Genomic DNA, 18,724 nt, shown 5'->3' on the forward strand with positions numbered 1-18,724 from the left:
AACCGAAATATGTAACGATCAAATCTAGTGAAATGGCCTAAATCGAAACGAAATCAGAAACGAACCAATGGCACGTTTTGAACCGTTATGATTGGCATAGATAAACTGATATGGGTGGCCTATTTCGAACTGGAATATCCAGTTATGAACCTTGTTTTGTGGTTCAATCCCTTAAGAGAGAAAATTTAGTTCTTTCAGACGAAGAGAAGCAAATGGCCAAAACTCTTAGGATAGAACTCAATAAGTGTTTCGAACAACAGGTAAAACCATTTCTAAAAAGCTTGGCCAATAAAAACCTATTGTGGTATGAGACGATAGATTCAAAACTCAAGCAGTCAGTTTTCTCGGAATCTTCATGGAGAAATTTACCGAACTTATCCGGCACATACTTACTAAGTGATGTTATAGATCAAGATGATGCACTTTCAACGCAGTTTTACAAGGATGGAAAATGGATAGTTTCTGATTATTTTTTGGGGGCCATGATTAAAAAATTTGGTGATGATACAGACCAAATAATGCGAGCTCTTCGCATGTTTATATTTCATGAAGCTCTTCATTTCTCGTTCCAAAAGCTTACTGAAAACACTGCAGAAGGAATAGGCCGATTCCCAAAAGTGTTGGAGCGTGCTGACTATGAAGCTGATGTTTGGGCAATGTTTTGGGAATACGCTTTTTCCTCTCATTACAATTTGACATCCGAAAAAAGCCCCCAGAAGTTTTTTGAAGCTTTACACCTTAGCGCAGTAAATACGATGTGGGCTTTCGATATTGTAGAGTCTGACCCCGACGAGATGCAACTCAGAAGAATTATCAGATATCTCTCACTTTATTTCAATCTTGCAAGAATACTTGATCGGAAAGTCGTCGATATTGTTTCAATAGCAAACCAACTTGGGTCAGCACCAATTATCGATATAAAAGGGCTTAAATTAAAAGCCGATTCTGAAGGTCGTATAATCGCTTCTTTTGTGGAAATAGACCTCCCGAATCTTGCGATTGGAGTTTACCATTCTAACAAAGTGCATAGATTAGGAACCTTCGGGGAAGCATTTAATGTATCAAATCTTATTAATGCGTTCAAGAGAAGAGAGTCGGACAGTTTAATTCAATTTGCAAAAAAGATTTGGGAACTGATTAAATAGGATCGTTTTAACTCCTCTGTTGGTGCTAGCCAACTCCTATAATGATTAAAAAGCGTTCACCCAGCCCAACCTACACCACCCCTCTCGCCCAATACCAACTACCAGTACTGAGCAACTTCAGGGTGCCGGTCGCCCAAGGGCGGTGCCACCATTGCGCAAGTGCGGCGCCGGGGTTGCGCAATACCAGGGGGTGAGGTTGCCCAACCTCGGGGGTCAGGGTTGCGCAATACAGGCAGTGCAGGTTGCCCAACCCAGGTAGGCGAGGTTGCGCAACCGAGGGGGTGGGTATTGCGCAACCCACAAAAGACCAGCGAAAACAAGCCTTTTGTTTGTATTATTAGCCGTGCTTTTTGATAGTTGTTCCGTAGGGCCATTCTCCACTGGCACTTTACTTCCAGCGTTCGACAGTCGAGCTTATCAAATCTTCTGCCATCTGCAAGGGGATCCCTCGCTCGTCCCTCGCAATCGGGATGACGTTGGTGTCGTGAGGGCGGATGTGATCGGATTGTTGTTTAAGCAAAGCTACCGAACTGCTGAAGCCTCCATAACAGCCGTCATTTCGAAACGTAGCCACCGATGACTATCGGGGCGAAGTGAGAAATCCCCATGACCTACAGCCGAGCTTATCATTCTTCCTGCCACCATCTGGGGGATCCCGTTCCGGCGTCGGGTTCCACGTCGGCTCGCTCTCCCGATAGCTATCGGGATCGCAACCGGGATGACGTTGGTGTGGTGAGGGTGGAGGTAACCAATCGTCTCAATCGGCAGGCTGCACATCACTAAGGGCCACGCTCGCAATTGCATTTCGGATGGCAGGCCCGCTTTCCCGGATTTTATATGTCGTACCTACGGCACTCGCAGGAGTTTGGCCTGGGTTCTTAGGGCTTACCGCTGTTCCGTCCCTACGGGACTCTTGCTCTGTGTCCCTCCTTTGTCCGCCGAAGCCTTTGGCGCAGGTGGTCTTTGTCCGCCGAAGCCTTTAGCGGAAGAGGATTTCTCTGCGGTAATCTCTGCCACTCGTGGAAACATGGCTATCAGGAGTTACCGAACTAATTCTCTGCCAGCTTATGCGAGGTGCTTTTCCAACTCATCTGCTGTCTGAACCAGCCTATTCCGCCGCAAAATATCCAGGTATTGCTGCTCCTCGTACGGAGGCTTATTCTTCGTAAGCACCATCTCCCGAAAAGCCTCATAGCACCTCGCCGGAGATAGGTCTATCATATCGGCAATGAAAGTATCCGGATCAACGGCAGCTAGTCCCACCGATTCCAAATATTCGTTAGGGAAGTCCTTCACGTTGTACGTGACAATCACATTAGCATTGCATTTGATAGCTGCTGCTACCACGTGACGGTCGTTTTCATCAGGAAGTTTTATCGAGGGGATAATGGCTTCGTATTTTTCTACAAGCGCATGAGGGCAGGCTTTATTAATCAGTTTGACCTGCCGACTAATTTGCTCCGGCGATAAATTCAAATTTCTCTTTTGAAAAATGTCAGTAAACTCTTCCAGTAGCTTTCCACTCCATTTTGGCGTGTATAAGTCGTAGAGGGACAGCCAAATCAGATAGTCACGGATAACTACTGGAAACAGTACATTGGCATCGAGCACAGCCGTAAAGTGCGCACTGTTAATCAGCTTCATACAAACCCAACTCCTCTGAATCTCTCATCAACTCGATTAAAGCCTCCTTACTCTCTTTAATCATATTCTTCTTGAACTTGATAAGGTCTTCAAATTGCACTCTTCTGTGGCGGCCAACCATTTCTGCCTTCAGTTTGCCCTGGTCTATTAGTTTAGTTACATGGGGCCTTGAGCAGTTGAGAAACTCGGCAGCTTTCTGCGTCGTAAAGGCAGCCCCCATGGGAACAATGGACACTGCATTCCCATCCCGGTAATTCCTTAGAATCTCAGCCAACATCTTCAGCACTTTCAATGGGATCTTAATCGGCTCTTCTGTTTCCAGAATGGAAATCTCCGGCGTATTCTCAGGATGATCGATTTCATCAATGGCCGCAATTAACTTTTGAAATCCTTCATTCGCTATTTGCCTTTCCTGGTGAGTAGGGGGACTATTTAGTTGCGTGTCAGACATATTGCTAGTTGGTTCAGTGCTGTAAACATAAACGAAATAAACGAAACGTTGGTTGCATATTGCGAATAATTGGCGTGAACCTTGACCCTGCGGAGATTAAAGAGGTTACTCTGTGCTTCAGGACAGAGTAACCTCTTTAATAGGCCTTGAGGGTCGGCCACTGATCTGCTCGGATTGTATATGTCGTACCTACGGCACTCGCAGGAGTTTGGCCTGGGTTCTTAGGGTTTACCGCTGTTCCGTCCCTACGGGACTCTTGCCCTGTGTTCATCCGTTGCCCCGCCGAAACCTCTGGCGCATGAGGTCTTTGTCCGCCGAAGCCTTTGGCATAGGAGGATTTCCTCTGCGGCAAACTTCGTCAAATATGCTACTTATGAGTAGCTTATCGCCCCTGCTATATTTCCAAATTGACGCCGAACAAATATGTCTGAGTATGTCTTCACACTCAACAGGCATCTTATCCCCGGCTCGTATCAGCACATTTGCTCCCGGCACCCCCATTGGCTGCGGTATACACAAAAAAAGCCCCACTAGGGGGCTTTAAATTGAGACTTCTTAGCTGGGTCGCCCGAGTGGGCACTAAAATGGTTCGTCAGACAAAAAACTGTTGGCTTACCAAATCTCAATGTCTACCTGGTGAACGCCTTCAAGGCCTGCTGCTATCCAAAGCCTGTAGTTTCGGAACAGTACATGGTTCACCGACTGATTTTCTCCAAGGTCTATTTTGCCAAGCACCTCGGGTGCATCTTTGTTATTACCTTCTTCATATACCGCTACATAGGCCCCATCCTCGCCATTGGAAATAAACAGAAAGCCATGCTCGGCCGACACAGCGTTGGTGACAACGCCTTCATCAAAAGTGATCGTGTGAAGCAATTCACCCGACTTTATGTCCAAAATCTTTACCCCCTCAGTACCAGCCGCCACAAATATCCTTTTGCTGTCGACCTCAAGCGTTGTTTTAGCCTCCGGCACATTCGCTCCGTCAAACGAAAAACTGCTGTTTGTACCCATCGACTTCGAATCAAATACGGTTACATTTCCGGGCGTTCCCTGGGCAACGTACACCTCGTTGCCCGATCCGAAAATCCAGCGGGCATCATGTAAAGCTGTATAGCTTTCAATTGTCAAATTACGGTCGAGCTTATACACCCCGCCTCCGTTGCTCTCGTCGCTGCCAGTAGTCACGAATATATCGCCCTGGTGCTGAACGGCGCTCGTGGCCGCATAGCTGCCAAGGCTCACCACAGTGTTGTCCTCCATCGAAAACTTGCCGCCATCAAGCAACACACGTTCTATGTAAGCCGGCTGCTCTTCGCCTTTTTTAGCTCCCGTCAGGTACACATACCTGTCGTGCGAGGTAAGGGAATGTATGTCAGCATCGTTGTACAAAATTTCGCTGGTCACCCTAAGGTTGGCATCCACAAAGTCGACGCCTCCATAATATTCTTCGCCCTGATAGTTGTAGCTCACCAAATAACCTCCCTGATGGTTCTGAAGCGACGATGCCTGAAGCGTATTTTCGTCAACCACTGGCGGCGTAAGGGTAGACTTTAGAATAAGCCTGAAATGCCTAATCGTTCGCCCACCATCATTTTCCGGCGTAGTATACACGGTATCCTGATGGTTCACCATCCTGCTGTTCAGCGACGGCTCGTCATTTACTACCGTCACATCCCTGGCCGGCGTTGCCTGATCGTCAGTAGCCTGATCGCAACCGGTGAAAATGGTAAACAAAAGAACAAAGGATACAACGACAAAATTTCTCATAAGCATTTCGGAAAACAATAAAAACCATTAAACCTGCCACAAAACTAGTGGTTCCAGGTCGAAGGCAGCCCCCGTTTTCGATAAACGACATGGATCGATAGATTAGCTGATGGCAAAGCTGGATTACCGGGGAGACAGTTTGGGCGTGCCCCCCGCCAGCAATATCCCGTCTGAACGCAACATGGAAGGTTTGGCGGGGGTCGGGCTATTCGCTGCAAGTCCTCACCGCAAAGAGGCGGTTGCGGGCTTTCCGCTGCTATCCCTCACGCAAACCTTAATCGAAAAGGTATTTGCTTGAGCCCGGCGGAGTACAGACATCTAAAACGCATACCGAATAAATGAATTGTTTGTCTGTGCGTCTTCACACGTAACCTACCCCTGGTCTATAACACGCCAATAGTTTCCTGGCTTCAAGCGACAGAAAAAAATCTCCTATTGCTTCCACGCTTACTCAAAAAATGCTAGTCCAACTGCACCCTTTAGGGGATAGCCGTCAAAGTAAGTCCATTACTACACAAAATGACAATCAAAAAAATAGCCCCTGGCAGCTAATTTTTAATTGAAATATGATAGATTGTTTATATTAAATAACCAACCTACCTTTTTTCAATTATGATTACCAGAGCTATCTGTTGCTCCATTCTTCTTACATCCTGTATTTCATTTTCCTCTCTTTGTCAGGTAATCGATGACTTTTCGGATGGGGATTTGACTACAAATCCAACCTGGTCGGGAAATACTGAATATTTTACTTTCAATGCTGGTGAAAGTAAACTGCGAAGTCAAGGGCCCGACATTGAAACCTCTTATTTCATCAGCACACCCAATCAGTTTATCAAATGGACAACCTGGGAGTTCAGCGTAAAACTTTCCGTGTCGCCAAGCAATACCAACAACATGAGGATTTACTTGGTGGCCGATCAGGAGAATCTTACAACTGGTTTAAATGGCTATTTCATAAGAATTGGTGAAAGTGGTTCAAATGACGGAGTGGATCTTTACAGGCAAAATGGCACAAATACATCTAGAATCATGCACTCCTTTGATGGGGCAATGGCCAGCGGGGGAAACGCCAGAATACGTGTAACGAGAGATGACGTTGGAAACTGGACATTAGCCGCCGACCTTACTGGGGAAAATAATTTTATCCAAGATGAAGCATCAGTGTTCGACGACACATTTACGTCGGCATCAAAATTTGGAATTGTGGTAAATCAAACTTCGTCTAACAAAAATAACTACTATTTCGGCTCTCTGAGCGTCACAGCTAACCTAATCGTAGAAAGTGTCGAAGTTATTTCTAAAAACACCGTCAAGGTGCATTTCAATCAAGCAGTGACTGAAGCCACAGGTAGCGAAACATCTAACTACACAATCGACAACGGCGTTACAGTAAATTCAGCAACCCGCTCAGGTGGCAACAGTTCTGTGGTCGAACTAACGGTCAGTGACCTAACAACTGACGATTACTTGCTGACCGTGTCAAATCTGATAAAAGAACAAACTGGAACCCTTCAAGAAACCGTTGAACCCATTGCCTTCTCCTACACCCAACTCGCCCTCTCCGACATCATCACTCCCTCCTCCACCGAACTAAAGCTTATCTTCAACGACGAGCTCGATGAAGAGGCCGCCGAAAACGTGTCGAACTACACTATTAACGGAGGCATCGGCACACCTACCGGCGCTGTTTTGAATCCTTCGAATACAAAAGAAGTTTTGCTCACACTTAGCACTGAATTAGGCGAGCAAGCTTACGAGCTGACCTTGCCCAATGGCCTGCCCAACGCTTCTGGCAACAGCCAGATCGATCCGGGAGCAGCCTACGAATTTGATTTTGTCGTTCCCCTCATTGCTGAATCGGTGGAAGTGGCGTCAAAAAACCAATTGATCATCCGCTTCAATAAAGCCGTGGCAGTTGGGCCTGCTGAAACACCTGAAAATTACAGCATCAACAACAGCATCGGGGCGCCCTCCTCGGCAGCTATCGGCACCGGGCCGAATGAAGTGATACTCACGCTGGGTACAGGTCTTCTCAATGATAGCTACGAAATCTCCATCAGCAACCTAACAGATCTGGCCTCAACAGGGCTTTCGCCAGAGCCTAGCGTGCTTGCCTTTTCTTACCTGCCTTTGACGATTACGGCGGTGAGCGTAACTGGCGAAAATACCTTGCAGCTGACCTTCAATCAGGCAGTTGATCCGGGCACAGCCGGGCTCGCCTCCAACTACTCGCTGAATGACGGTTTTGGCAATCCGCAAACAGCCAGTGTTTCTGAGGCAGACGATAAAGTTGTTGAGCTCATCTTCTCTGAAGACTTCTTTAATTTTACTTATGAGATCACCATCAACGGGGTCTCTAATCAGTCTGCGAATGCCCTGGCCGAAAACCTGGCCGAAGCGGTACCAGTGTCGAAACCTACTCCTGCTGGCGCACTCATTATCACTGAAATTTTCGCCGACCCGAACCCCAAAGGCATCAGTCCGGAATCGCCAGTGCTGCCCACCGCCTCAGGCGCTGAGTTTGTGGAAATTTACAATCCGAGTCCCCACTCTATCAACCTAAATAGCTTCAACCTGACAGGCGGCACAATCGGCAGCTATTTGCTCTCAGGGGGATCGTACGTAGCGCTGGTGCCGGCGACTTATTTAACCAGCTATGAGGCTTTGGGTAATGCTACAACAATCACTAGCTGGAACAGCCTCACTAACACCGGCGAGGTTATTACGCTGAAAGACCAGCTTGCAAATACGATTGACGAAGTGACTTTTAGCAGCAGCTGGAACGACGACAGCGAAAAGGACGGCGGCTGGTCGCTGGAAAAAATCAATCCCGAGCCAGCCTGTGAAAGCAGCGCCAACTGGCGCACGTCCATTGACGAAAAAGGAGCCACGCCAGGGACACAAAATTCGGTCTTCGACGATGCTCCTGACACCACACTGCCCACTGTTGCTGAGGTCGAAATTGCAGACGAAGAAACCATCGCCATTCATTTCAATGAGAAAATGGACACCGACCTCACCGGTATTACTGCGAGCCTTGATGGAGAGGAGATCGCTGGCATTTCATTTTTTAACGACCAAACCCTGTCTATTACACTGACCACGCCTTTGGTTTCGGAAGCCCAATATGCGCTTGAGTTAGCCGGATTAAGCGACTGTGCAGGCAACCCGATGGCCAGTAGTTCGATTGGCTTTTATTACGACACGAAGCCACCGGTTCCGGAGCAGGTGGTGCTTCGTTCGTTCAGTAGTCTGCTGCTTCAGTTCGATGAGCCTTTGAAAGAAACAGACGCTGAGAAAGAGGAGAACTACAAAATAGTCGACCTGAATATTGCTCCTACGAAAGCCAATCTCCTGACAGAGTCCGCTCAGTCAGTCCTTCTAGAGTTTGAAGAGCCTTTTGCTCTCGGTGCCTCGTATGAAATTGAGGTGAGCAACCTGAAAGACACACTGGAGAATGAGATGACATCTTCCGTTACCCTGGTCTTTTCCGTGCAGCAGAATATCGATTCGGTATGGGTGGAGGGGGCCAACTTTCTGTCCGTCAGTTTCAATATGGAGCCTGACAAGACGTCAATGACATCGGCCGACAATTACTCTGTAAATGGAGAAGCAAAGCCGTTGAAAGTACTTCCAGTGGCCAAAAACATTGCCCGACTGATCTTCAAAGACAACTTTTCCGAGAACAAAGATTTGGTGCTGTCAATCTCCAAGATGGTGACTTCGGAGGCAGAAACACTTATTACTCCTGACTATACTTTTCGACACGACACGAAGCCGCCGACCATAGACTCTGTTGCGGCAGTGGACGCCAAGCACTTGTTGGCCTACCTGAATGAGCGCCTGCAAGCTCCCTACGCAGAAGCCACAGGCAACTATGAATGGAAGGGACATGGTCATCCTGATTCTGTTGCCTTGCAAATGGATAAAAAGTCTGTCTTGCTTTCGTTCGGAGAACCTTTCCCGCAAGAAATGGAGCAGGAGCTTGCGGTGGTCAACTTGAAAGACCTCTATGGAAATCAAATAACCAAGGCGATAACCAAACCGTTTGTTTACGACACCCTCCCTCCCCGAGTAAATGCAGTTACCGTTACCTCACCAAAGACACTCGAGATTTCCTTTTCCGAACCAGTTACCGCCGAGGCATCAGCCCTTGTCCATTACCTTCTGGGCAACGAGCAGCCATCTGTAGCTAAAAGAACACTTCCAGACTCAAATGTGGTTATGCTCACCTTTGTTGAGGCCCTTCCTGATGTCAATAGCATTCCACTAGCTATCGATGGCATCTCGGATTTTTACGGCAACACGGCTACGAAAATCAGTACCATCGTTAACAACGAGGACCTGCAGGCCGGAAAAGCAATGGCCATTTCGGCGAGCAAAGCGCTGGTCTCCTTCAACAAAGCGCTGGGCAGTGATCTCACTTTATCGAATGTTGCCGGCAGCGGCATTGCGGCCCTGCAAAAAGGAAACGAGGCGCACCTGTTAGAACTGGAAGTGTCCGGTAAATTCGAAGAAGATTCTCTGTACACCTTCGCATTCAATGGCCTGGCATCCGCAGACGGTATTGCGCTCGGCCTATCAAAATCCATCAGCTTCACCTACCATTCCGGCGTTTTGCAGCTTACTTCTAAGCATCCTGCCCTGGCCGACCTTTTGCTTTCAGTGCCTGTGAACAAGGATAGCTTGTCGATTGCCACCAACATGATTGTTGAACCAGGAGCAATCATCCCCTCACTCATTTTGCCAGATGCCGACGAGCCTGAAAAAGTGAATATCTATTTTGACGAGAACCTTCCGTTCAACGAAACCCTGACGCTCACTTTTTCCGAGCTGTACGATGTTTGGAGCAGGAGAATTCCCGACCAGTCCATCTCGTTTGCCATCGATGCACAGCCGCCGACTGTTGCAAACACCTTCTCCCGACTGTTCTCGGAAGTCATAGTTGAGTTCTCAGAAAAAGTTTCCAGTTCAACAGCCCTTAGCCCAAATCACTATTCCATCATCGGACTGGCGCAACCGAATGAGGTAGTGTTCACAGGAGCTGATCAACTTTCGGTTTCGCTATCTTTCAAAAATGAGTTTGTCGACAAGACAGCCTATCAATTGGTAGTGAAAAACGTCGAAGACATTTCTGGCAATGTCATACAAGCCGACACCCTTTCATTTACCTACGCCAGGCCAAACATTCCAAAGACGGGAGAAGTCCTGATCACCGAAATCATGGCAGACCCAAGCCCTTCCGTCGGATTGCCTGAGGTGGAATATGTAGAGCTATTCAACAACTCCGGTATTGATTTCGAGCTCTCTGCATTTGGGTTCGTCAACAGCGACAAGGCTTTTGCGCTGGGAGAGGGCTTGCTGCCAGCAGGGAGTTATTTGATGCTGTGTTCTCCAAATGACACCGCCTCGCTTGCTGACTTCGGCGCTGTGGCGGGGCTCACGGGCTGGTCGGCGCTGTCCAACTCTAAGGATTCCCTTAGCCTGATAAATTACTATGGCGACGTCATCGACCAGGCAGTTTATACCACCTCCTGGTACAAAGACTCCCAAAAGGATGAAGGTGGCTGGTCACTTGAAAGGATTTTGGGCGAGTCGGCCTGCGGCGAAGATTATCGCTGGGCGGCATCTCAAAGCGAGTTGGGCGGTACGCCAGGCTCTGCCAATTCACTGGCATTTTCTGAAATCGATTCTATTGCGCCTGCTTTCATCGATGTTGCCGTTGTGGAGCCCACGAGACTCAGCCTGGGATTCTCAGAATGGATAAGCGAGGTCGGCCTGGCAGCGCTAAAAGTAGATATTAAAGGAGGGCCGGAAGTTTCCTCTTTCGTACTGGAAGAAAATCAAACCAGCGTTTTGGCGGAACTTAAACAGCCGCTCACTTTAGGTGCCGAGTACTTGGTCACCGTCGCCGGAGTTGTGGACTGTAGTGGCAACGAAATGGAAGTAGCTGAGATGACAGTAGGGGTTGGCAGGCCTCCTATTTTTGGTGAGCTTATCATTTCGGAAGTCATGCCAGACCCCGACCCAACACAAGGCTTGCCAGAAGCTGAATATATCGAGATCTTTAATCCTACCAGCGAATGGGTCAGCTACAACGGAGTGAGACTGATTGTAGGAGAGAAGCAAGCTGCTTTTCCCAAAGGCGCTATTGCCCCCAACTCTTTTCTAATCCTCTGTAGCTCAGGAAGTCAGCCCCGGTTAAAGGAATTCGGCGCCACACTTGTGATCACTTCAATACCCTCGCTGAAAAACGATGGCGATAAGATTTCCCTTTTTATCGGAGATCACCTGCTTCATCGCATGCACTATGACGATGGCCTTTTTGCCAACAACAGCAAAAAGGATGGCGGCTGGTCGCTGGAGATCATCGATGTAAATCTGCCCTGCGCCGGAGAAGAAAACTGGATTGCTTCGGCCAACCAAAGCGGAGGAACGCCTGGTCAAATCAATTCGGTGAACAATACCCTGGGCGATGGCATGCCGCCCAGCTTGCTGGAGGCTATTCCAGTTACTGACTCCACACTGCTGGCACGGCTCAGCGAGCAAGTGATCATCGATTCTGATAAATTAGAGATAAGCATTACGCCTTCGCTCGGAAATCTCACTGTTCAGGCGGACTTCCTTACCAACAGTTTTACTATTCAGCATCAGGAAAGTATCCGCCCAGGCACATTCTATACTGTCTCTCTTTCGGGCCTGGTTGACTGCCTGGGAAACATCAGCACAACAGAGCAATTGTCGGCTAGTTTTATTCTTCCCTCACCTTCCGACAGCCTGGATGTGGTGATCAATGAAGTGCTATTCAACCCCAGAAGCGGTGGAGTCGATTTTGTGGAACTGTACAACAGGTCTGATAAATACCTCGACATCAAAGGCTGGGAGGTTGGCAACATCACAACGGCTACGGGAGAACCCAATGATTTCAATACCATTGCCACATCAAATCACCTGCTGGCGCCTGGTGATTTTCTGGTGCTGACTGAATCGCCCACGATCCTGAAGGCAGATTACCCATCGGGAAAAGAGGAAACGTTTTTCGAGGCCGACTTACCCACTTATCCCAACACGGAAGGCGGAGTGATCATCAGAAATGTCGATGGCCAGGTACTCGACTGGTTCAATTACGATGAAGATCTCCACTCACCTTTTCTTGAGGATGTTAAAGGAGTGGCTCTGGAGAGAGTTTCCGTGGAGCTCGAAACAAATGACCCGGAGAACTGGGAGTCAGGCGTATCGACGACGGGTTTTGCGACACCAGGGTACAACAATGCCAACCAAAGGGCCGGGCAACCCGCTACCGGAAAAGTATCCGCCGAGCCGCAGGCCTTTATCCCTGGCGACGCTCTGAATGGTTTCACCGAAATCACCTTCGGCAGTTCCCTGACCAACACCCGTATTGGCGTCTATATTTACGACATGGCGGGCAGAAAAATCAAAACGCTTACACAGGGTCAGACCGTGGCGGATGGCAGCTTCTTCCGCTGGGATGGCTCCACCGACATGGGTGAAATGGTAAGAGTGGGTGTTTACATCATACAGGTTGAGTACTTCAACTCCTCTGGCCAGCAGGATGTGGTGCGCACCACCGTAGCAGTGGGTGCCAGGTTTTAAACGGCTCACCCTCCGGCATGAAGACACAACCGTAACAGCTACGTGTTTGTGAACCTTTGGTTCTTGGGAGTGTCTTCAACCTCGCCTTCCGCCATGAAGACATTACCGGGAACGGCAAAGTGTTTGTGGGTGTGTCTTCACACCCAGCCTCTCAATCGATCAGCTTCAGCACCCTTTTAGCCTTGTAGTCCTCGTCCCTCACTGGCTCCACAATTATTACGTCGCCGGGCTTGGCACCTGAAAGCACCTTAGAAACGGACACCTCATACACGGGGTTCTGAAAGAACGCATTGTAAATGATAATGTCCTCTCTTCTCAGATAAGCCCTGAATGGAATGTGTTCCTGCTCGGGGCTCCCCGGCTTTCCCCTCACAAGCGACATTAGCCCCCAACTTTTCGTATCAAGCAACGCCACATCAAACGGCACACCATTGAGCAGCAAGCAGTCCACATGGATATTGGTATGCCTGCCCACCTCATTGCGCACAAACTCATTGTCCTGTATGATCTGATCCCGCCTTTCTTTTAGCTGTTCTTTCGATAGCAAGAATAGTGGGTTGACCGCCTGCGCCTGCACGGCTCCGACCTGCATCATCAAAAGGACACTTAGAAGTAATTTCAGCATCTTGTTGTCTGTTTGTTTACCCCAAACCTAGGCATCACCCTGTCCGTCAATAGTAAAACAAATGTAAAAAGAGTGTAAACAGTTGTAAAAGCTAAACATAGCTCCTTGCAAAGCCGTACCTTTAGGTTATGAAGACCATCTTGGCAGGGACATGTTTGGCAATTGGCCTCCTGGCTGCAGTTCTCCTTCTTACCGGCAGTGATTCGCCACCCTTGGCTGGCGAAAAGACGGAAATAGCCATGCGCAACGTAGGCTATAGAGTGCTATTGGCGGCGGGAGATTCATCATCAAGAGTACTTCCGGTAACAAAAGTTGATAATAACATCTACTTGATCCGGTTCGAAAACCCTCTGACATTCACCACCGACACACTGGTAAAGGTCATTCACGAGGCACTTGCTCCCGGCATTAATGCCAAAATTATACCCAGCGCCTATGTGGTGAACGTGATGGAGTGTACTGGTAATTTGGTTGTGTACAGTTACCAAAAGGCCGGTACGGAGGAGAATACCCTGGTGCCTTGTAAAGGCAGAGACCAACCGGTGGGTTGCTATGCGATCAAAATTACCTTTGAACGATCCATTCTCCTTGCTGGTGGGAAATGGAAGCTGGGTGGCCTGGCCCTCACATGCCTCGTCCTGGCCGGGTTCATTTACCTAAGAAAAGCTCCCGCTGCAAACAATGAGCAAAAGCAACCAGCCACACTTTCGATTGGGCAGTTTGCCTTTGATCTGCGCAACGGCGTGCTGATGCACAAAGACGAGATCATCGACCTTACGGCAAAAGAGGCAAAGATTCTGACACTCTTCGCCAAACAGCCCAACATGGTGCTGGAGAGGGACAAACTCATGAAAGAAGTGTGGGAAGATGAAGGCGTTATTGTAGGCCGCAGCCTCGATATGTTTGTGTCAAAGCTCCGCAAAAAACTGCAAGCCGATCATAACGTGAAAATCACGAATGTGCATGGGAAGGGGTATAAGCTGGAGGTAAGCTGAGCATCCGCCGACCCATCATGGTGTGCCCTTGAAATATAAATTTCCTTTGCTCTTACCAAGGCACGACGCTATTCTTTTTCGGACATGAATGATGCTACGGCAAAAAAGGAAGCCTTCCGTTTTGGAAGGCCTCCTCAAAGTTCCCGTGCTTGTTGTTGCGATGGATTAAGACTTAGGACAACGACAATAGATCCTGTCTTAGTTTTTGAATAGCCTCTTGACCACAATTGCACCTTCTATTTCGGTCACTAAAAAATAGATGCCCGCCGGACTATCAAGTAAATTAACTGTCACAGATTTTGCCTCGTGGTGTTCTACTAGTGTTGGGAATTCCTGCCCCGCTGCATTGACAACCTTAAAATTGAAGTGACTCAGCTTTACCCCTTGCGACGTGATAGTCACTATACCTTTGGTTGGATTCGGGTAGATACTAATTCTGCCGTCATAAAAATCTTCGACTCCGGTTTCGGTCTCCTCGACATCAATCAGGTTTATTGTAATGGTAGCCGACGCCGACAATTCGCCATCACTCACCTCCACCACCAGCTCGAAAACAGGGGTAGTTTCGAAGTCAAGTGCTGCTGAAGACTTGACAATGAGGTCGTGGCTTGAGTTTATTTCAAAAGCATCGCCCACATTTCCGGAGCTAATCGAGTAAGTGAGGGGGTCATCATCTGGATCAGAAGCAGCAATAGTTCCCAAACCAATCCCTTCTGGCGAATTTTCCGGTACCGAAAAGCTTTGATTTGCAATCACTGGAGGCGAGTTTTCGGGCTCTACAACCTCATTCACATCGTTGAGATTGACTGTGACGATGGCAGTAGCCGTACCGCCTTGTCCATCACTGACTTCCATTGTCAGACTAAATGATGGCGTGACTTCAAAGTCAAGTGCTAGTGTGTTATTAACGGTTAAGCGAGAAATAAATGGCGCCAGCTTGGATACCGTAAAGGCATCATTGGTATTGCCGTCCAAAATGGCGAAAGTCAATTCACCATCACCTGTCGTGGCAACAAGGTTTCCGACAGTCGTCCCTTCTGGGGCATTTTCATCAATGGTAAATGTCTGATCGCCGATTGCAGGGCCCAGGTCATTTAGATTAACTGTGACGATGGCACTTGATGTTCCTCCCCTGCCATCGCTAACCTCGACGGTCAAATTAAACACCGGATTAGTTTCGTAATCAAGTGCTGTTGAGTTATGCGCATAAAGGCTATTGACGCCATTCAGAGTAAAGGCATCTCCCGTATTTCCAGCAGTAATTGAATACGTTAATATATCGTCATCTGGATCGGAGGCTGCAATAAGCCCGATAACCTCACTGTTGCTTCTGTTTTCATCAATGGTAAAAGACTGAGCCTCAATAACCGGTACTCCGTTACTTTTTGTTGTTACTGACGCTGGATCGGAGGAGGCTGAACCGTATTCTGTTGTCACTGTAACGGCGAAAGCATATTCGGTATCGGGTGAAAGGCCACCAACAGTAAGCGTTCCTGTGTCGGCGTTGAAGTTTCCTCCGTTTTCGTTTTTAATATTTACGCCCCCAAGGCTGCGAAAGACGGTGTAAGTCATTTCGCAACCCCCACAATTATCTTCCGGCTTCACAAAATTTACCCTCACTGATTTAGAAGTAATATTGTCGTACGTCGGGCTTGCCGGTTTGCCTGGTGGGCCGAACTCGTCCTTGGTAGTGAAACGCCAAACGCTGGTGCTGCTGATGCCCGCATAGGGAGCACCTTCAAGGTCTTCAAACGCAGTATTGTCGATTAAAACATAAAGCAAAGTACTAAAAGGCAAGTTAGCTCCGGGCTGCAATGTCGCCGCAGTACCGCTAATGGTGACCTTGTCTGAGGTTACATCAATCGTTTCCACCACTGCCCCGTCGACTCCCGATTTGATATAGATATTACCGGTTCCCTTCTGAATGCTCTCATTAAATGTTAAAACCAGGGCTGACTCAACTTCTACTGCTACGGCGTTGTTGGCTGGTGAAAATGACACAACTGTTGGTGCAACATTGTTTGTTGTTACCTGACTTGCTTCAGTTGAAAAATCGGATGATCCAACGGAATTTACTGCCTTTACCCGGTAAAAGTATTCCTGATTGTCGGTGAGGCTCGTAGCCGTGTGGGTCAGACCATTACCATTAAATACTTCCGAAAATGCTCCTCCAACCCCTTGCTTTTGCTCAAGCACATAGCTGGTGATAGCACTGCCATTATCAGCAGGTGCCGCCCAGTTGACCACGATCGAAGCGGAAGTGACGGCACCAAAGGTTGGAGCCGCCGGTGTGCTCGGTGGCCCGGCCAAAGTGGTTGCACTAGCTTCTGAAGAATAGGACGAACTGCCAATAGCATTTGTGGCTTTGACACGGTAAAAATACTCCTGATTGGAAGCAAGGCCGGTGGATGCAAAAGTCAGCGCATCTCCGGTAAATATTGCTGCAAAGTCTCCGCCACTTCCCAATTTCTGCTCAAGCACATAACTTGTGATGGCGCTGCCGTTGTCGTTGGGTGCAGCCCAATTAACTACAATGGAGCTATTCGTAATGGTGCCGAATGTGGGAGCCACTGGCGCATCTGGGGCGCTGCTTGGTGTGAATGTGACCCCATCGCCCCAAACACCGCTACCATTGGTGCCCACAAATAGGGTTGATGCTTTTACAACCAGAGGGCCTGTCGATAAATTATTGAGACCTGTATTGTAGGCTGTAAAATTGTCGCCCAGATCATCTGACATATATACGCCGCTTCCTTCCACAGAAAAAAACAACGCTTCCAGGCTTAAGAGAGCATGCCCTGCTACCGCCCCTGGAAGACCTGTTCCCGCTGCACTCCAGGAATCTCCGAGCGAGGCAGATTTAAAAAAACCTTCAGCAGTAGATGTATATATGCTCCCACCCAGGGCATAAATGTAGGTGGCTGTATTGAAACCGCTCGTATTGGTGATTCCGTTATCGGCAGCTGTCCAGGTGTCGCCACTGTCCGAAGACTTGGAAACGATGTCACCGAAGAAGTTGCCAGTATATAAATTGACGCCATCTTCTGCCAACGTAACTGGTATGCCACTGATCTCATTACCCGTCGTCCCACTTGCCCCAGTCCAACTTACTCCATCATCTGTCGATTTTTTGACACCCCCCAAAAGCTCAAGTGCATAGTGGTCATCGCCGTGAGCAATGATTTTTGAGATGGGCAGCCCACTGAGACCGGTATTTGCCGCCGTCCAGGAGTCCCCATCATTCGTGCTTTTATAAACACCATGGGCAGTTCCCGCCAGAATAAGCGAGATTTCGCTGTGCAAGGTCAAAATCGCCAATCCAAGTCCAGCCAACCCATTGTTCTTAGCTGTCCAGGTTGTTCCATTATCGCTACTTACAAAAACGCCACCTCCATAAGTAGATGCGTATAAGTCTGATCCTGAAACTTTGAAATCAGTAACCTTATGAGCATTTATCCCAGAATTTATTTCCACCCAACTATCTCCAAAATCCACGCTCCTAAAAACACCGCCAGTGGTACCAATCATGGACACGTCTGCAGCATAAAAACTCGTGACATTTATATTGGTGGGAAAGGCTTCAAAAGCTTGTACCCAGGTGGAGCCCTCAAAGGCAAAAAGCAAGAGGCCGTCGGTTGTTCCGGCATAAACTCCATTGGGGCCCCGAAATACACGGTAAAAACCCTCCGGCGACAAGCCACCAACAGCATTCCAGGTGGTGCCAGCGTCGTCGCTGAAAAACGAGCCACCCTGGAAGTCGGTAACTACCAGCTCATCAGGGAAGCCGAAGGAGACAGAAGAAAAATCCTGAGAGGGTGCACCCGTTACATTGACTGTACCCCACGTCGCACCTCCATCTGTGGTCATATACAGACCTTCATCGGATGCGGCTGCGAGTAGATCAGGGTCTGATCCATCCCGTGAAAAGGAATTAATCTCTGAACTACTGGCTATGCCAGTCCCCAAAGCTGACCATGATGATCCATCGGCTGAGGTAGAGATACCTCCGGTATAACCAACCCAAAATTCACTTCCAATTGTTGCCACGCTTAGCAATTCAGTGTCGGTTAAGCCAGTGTTGGCGTACGCCCAGGTATCACCAGTGTCCGCCGATCTATACACTCCGTTCTCTGTAGCTACTACAATGTTCGTTCCCAGGGTGGCTATGCCAGTCGCTTCTACTCCTAGTATGTCATCGCCTACGAGTGTCCAGTTGTCGCCACTGTCGGAGGTTTTATAAACGCCGCCGTATCGGGTAGCGGAAATCCAGATTTCCGTTGAAATTAGTTTAATGTCAACAATATCACCCCCCTCCGGCCCAGGTGATTGCGCCCACTGCGAATATGCCGATTCACTAAAAAAAATCAGCGCTGCAACTACCATTACCGGGATGGAGCGCCGTGAAGCTTTCGTAATTTTTATCATATCCCAAAGGTTTAAACCAGAAACATCGCTAAATTAAACTCGTTGATTATAA

9 protein-coding genes are annotated in these 18,724 nt (G+C 48.4%); 4 read left to right on the forward strand and 5 right to left on the reverse strand.

Annotation, left to right across the window (positions count from 1 at the left end):
* Positions 1–110 precede the first annotated feature (110 nt).
* The gene (locus tag RIF36_RS26090) at positions 111–1,145 is read left to right on the forward strand and encodes a hypothetical protein (protein WP_350127725.1); all 1,035 of its coding nucleotides are present in this window, start codon (positions 111–113) and stop codon (positions 1,143–1,145) included.
* 606 nt (positions 1,146–1,751) lie between these two features.
* On the forward strand, positions 1,752–1,928 hold the full coding sequence (locus tag RIF36_RS26095) for a hypothetical protein (protein WP_350127728.1): 177 nt from the start codon (positions 1,752–1,754) through the stop codon (positions 1,926–1,928).
* 282 nt (positions 1,929–2,210) lie between these two features.
* On the opposite strand, the gene RIF36_RS26100 is transcribed toward RIF36_RS26095, so the two are convergent.
* The 3 genes from RIF36_RS26100 to RIF36_RS26110 all read right to left on the reverse strand — a co-directional run bounded on the left by RIF36_RS26100 (position 2,211) and on the right by RIF36_RS26110 (position 5,010).
* Complete coding sequence (locus tag RIF36_RS26100; RefSeq protein WP_350127731.1) at positions 2,211–2,789, reverse strand: VapC50 family PIN domain-containing toxin; 579 nt, start codon at positions 2,787–2,789, stop codon at positions 2,211–2,213.
* Complete coding sequence (locus RIF36_RS26105; protein WP_350127734.1) at positions 2,776–3,240, reverse strand: helix-turn-helix domain-containing protein; 465 nt, start codon at positions 3,238–3,240, stop codon at positions 2,776–2,778. Before RIF36_RS26105 ends, RIF36_RS26100 begins: the two co-directional genes overlap by 14 nt.
* 612 nt (positions 3,241–3,852) lie before the next feature.
* Positions 3,853–5,010: a YncE family protein gene (locus tag RIF36_RS26110; protein WP_350127737.1), complete on the reverse strand. Its 1,158-nt coding sequence runs from the start codon at positions 5,008–5,010 to the stop codon at positions 3,853–3,855.
* Between the two features lie 612 nt (positions 5,011–5,622).
* Here RIF36_RS26110 and RIF36_RS26115 point away from each other — a divergent pair.
* The gene (locus RIF36_RS26115; protein WP_350127740.1) at positions 5,623–12,627 is read left to right on the forward strand and encodes a lamin tail domain-containing protein; all 7,005 of its coding nucleotides are present in this window, start codon (positions 5,623–5,625) and stop codon (positions 12,625–12,627) included.
* 151 nt (positions 12,628–12,778) lie between these two features.
* Here RIF36_RS26115 and RIF36_RS26120 read toward each other — a convergent pair whose 3' ends face one another.
* Complete coding sequence (locus RIF36_RS26120) at positions 12,779–13,252, reverse strand: hypothetical protein (RefSeq protein ID WP_350127743.1); 474 nt, start codon at positions 13,250–13,252, stop codon at positions 12,779–12,781.
* Between the two features lie 128 nt (positions 13,253–13,380).
* On the opposite strand from RIF36_RS26120, the gene RIF36_RS26125 reads away from it, so the two are divergent.
* Entirely contained in the window at positions 13,381–14,247 is an 867-nt protein-coding gene (locus RIF36_RS26125) for a helix-turn-helix domain-containing protein (protein WP_350073112.1), read from the forward strand.
* Positions 14,248–14,445: 198 nt separating this feature from the next.
* Here RIF36_RS26125 and RIF36_RS26130 read toward each other — a convergent pair whose 3' ends face one another.
* Complete coding sequence (locus RIF36_RS26130) at positions 14,446–18,672, reverse strand: cadherin domain-containing protein (RefSeq protein WP_350127746.1); 4,227 nt, start codon at positions 18,670–18,672, stop codon at positions 14,446–14,448.
* Positions 18,673–18,724 lie beyond the last annotated feature (52 nt).

Origin of the sequence: Imperialibacter sp. (assembly GCF_040222815.1) — a bacterium.
Classification (GTDB): Bacteria; Bacteroidota; Bacteroidia; order Cytophagales; family Cyclobacteriaceae; genus Imperialibacter.

Coding starts and splice junctions, on each gene's coding strand:
- RIF36_RS26090 (WP_350127725.1), top strand. CDS start 111: ATGGGTGGCCTATTTCGAACTGGAATATCCAGTTATGAACCTTGTTTT.
- RIF36_RS26095 (WP_350127728.1), top strand. CDS start 1,752: ATGACCTACAGCCGAGCTTATCATTCTTCCTGCCACCATCTGGGGGAT.
- RIF36_RS26100 (WP_350127731.1), bottom strand. CDS start 2,789: ATGAAGCTGATTAACAGTGCGCACTTTACGGCTGTGCTCGATGCCAAT.
- RIF36_RS26105 (WP_350127734.1), bottom strand. CDS start 3,240: ATGTCTGACACGCAACTAAATAGTCCCCCTACTCACCAGGAAAGGCAA.
- RIF36_RS26110 (WP_350127737.1), bottom strand. CDS start 5,010: ATGAGAAATTTTGTCGTTGTATCCTTTGTTCTTTTGTTTACCATTTTC.
- RIF36_RS26115 (WP_350127740.1), top strand. CDS start 5,623: ATGATTACCAGAGCTATCTGTTGCTCCATTCTTCTTACATCCTGTATT.
- RIF36_RS26120 (WP_350127743.1), bottom strand. CDS start 13,252: ATGCTGAAATTACTTCTAAGTGTCCTTTTGATGATGCAGGTCGGAGCC.
- RIF36_RS26125 (WP_350073112.1), top strand. CDS start 13,381: ATGAAGACCATCTTGGCAGGGACATGTTTGGCAATTGGCCTCCTGGCT.
- RIF36_RS26130 (WP_350127746.1), bottom strand. CDS start 18,672: ATGATAAAAATTACGAAAGCTTCACGGCGCTCCATCCCGGTAATGGTA.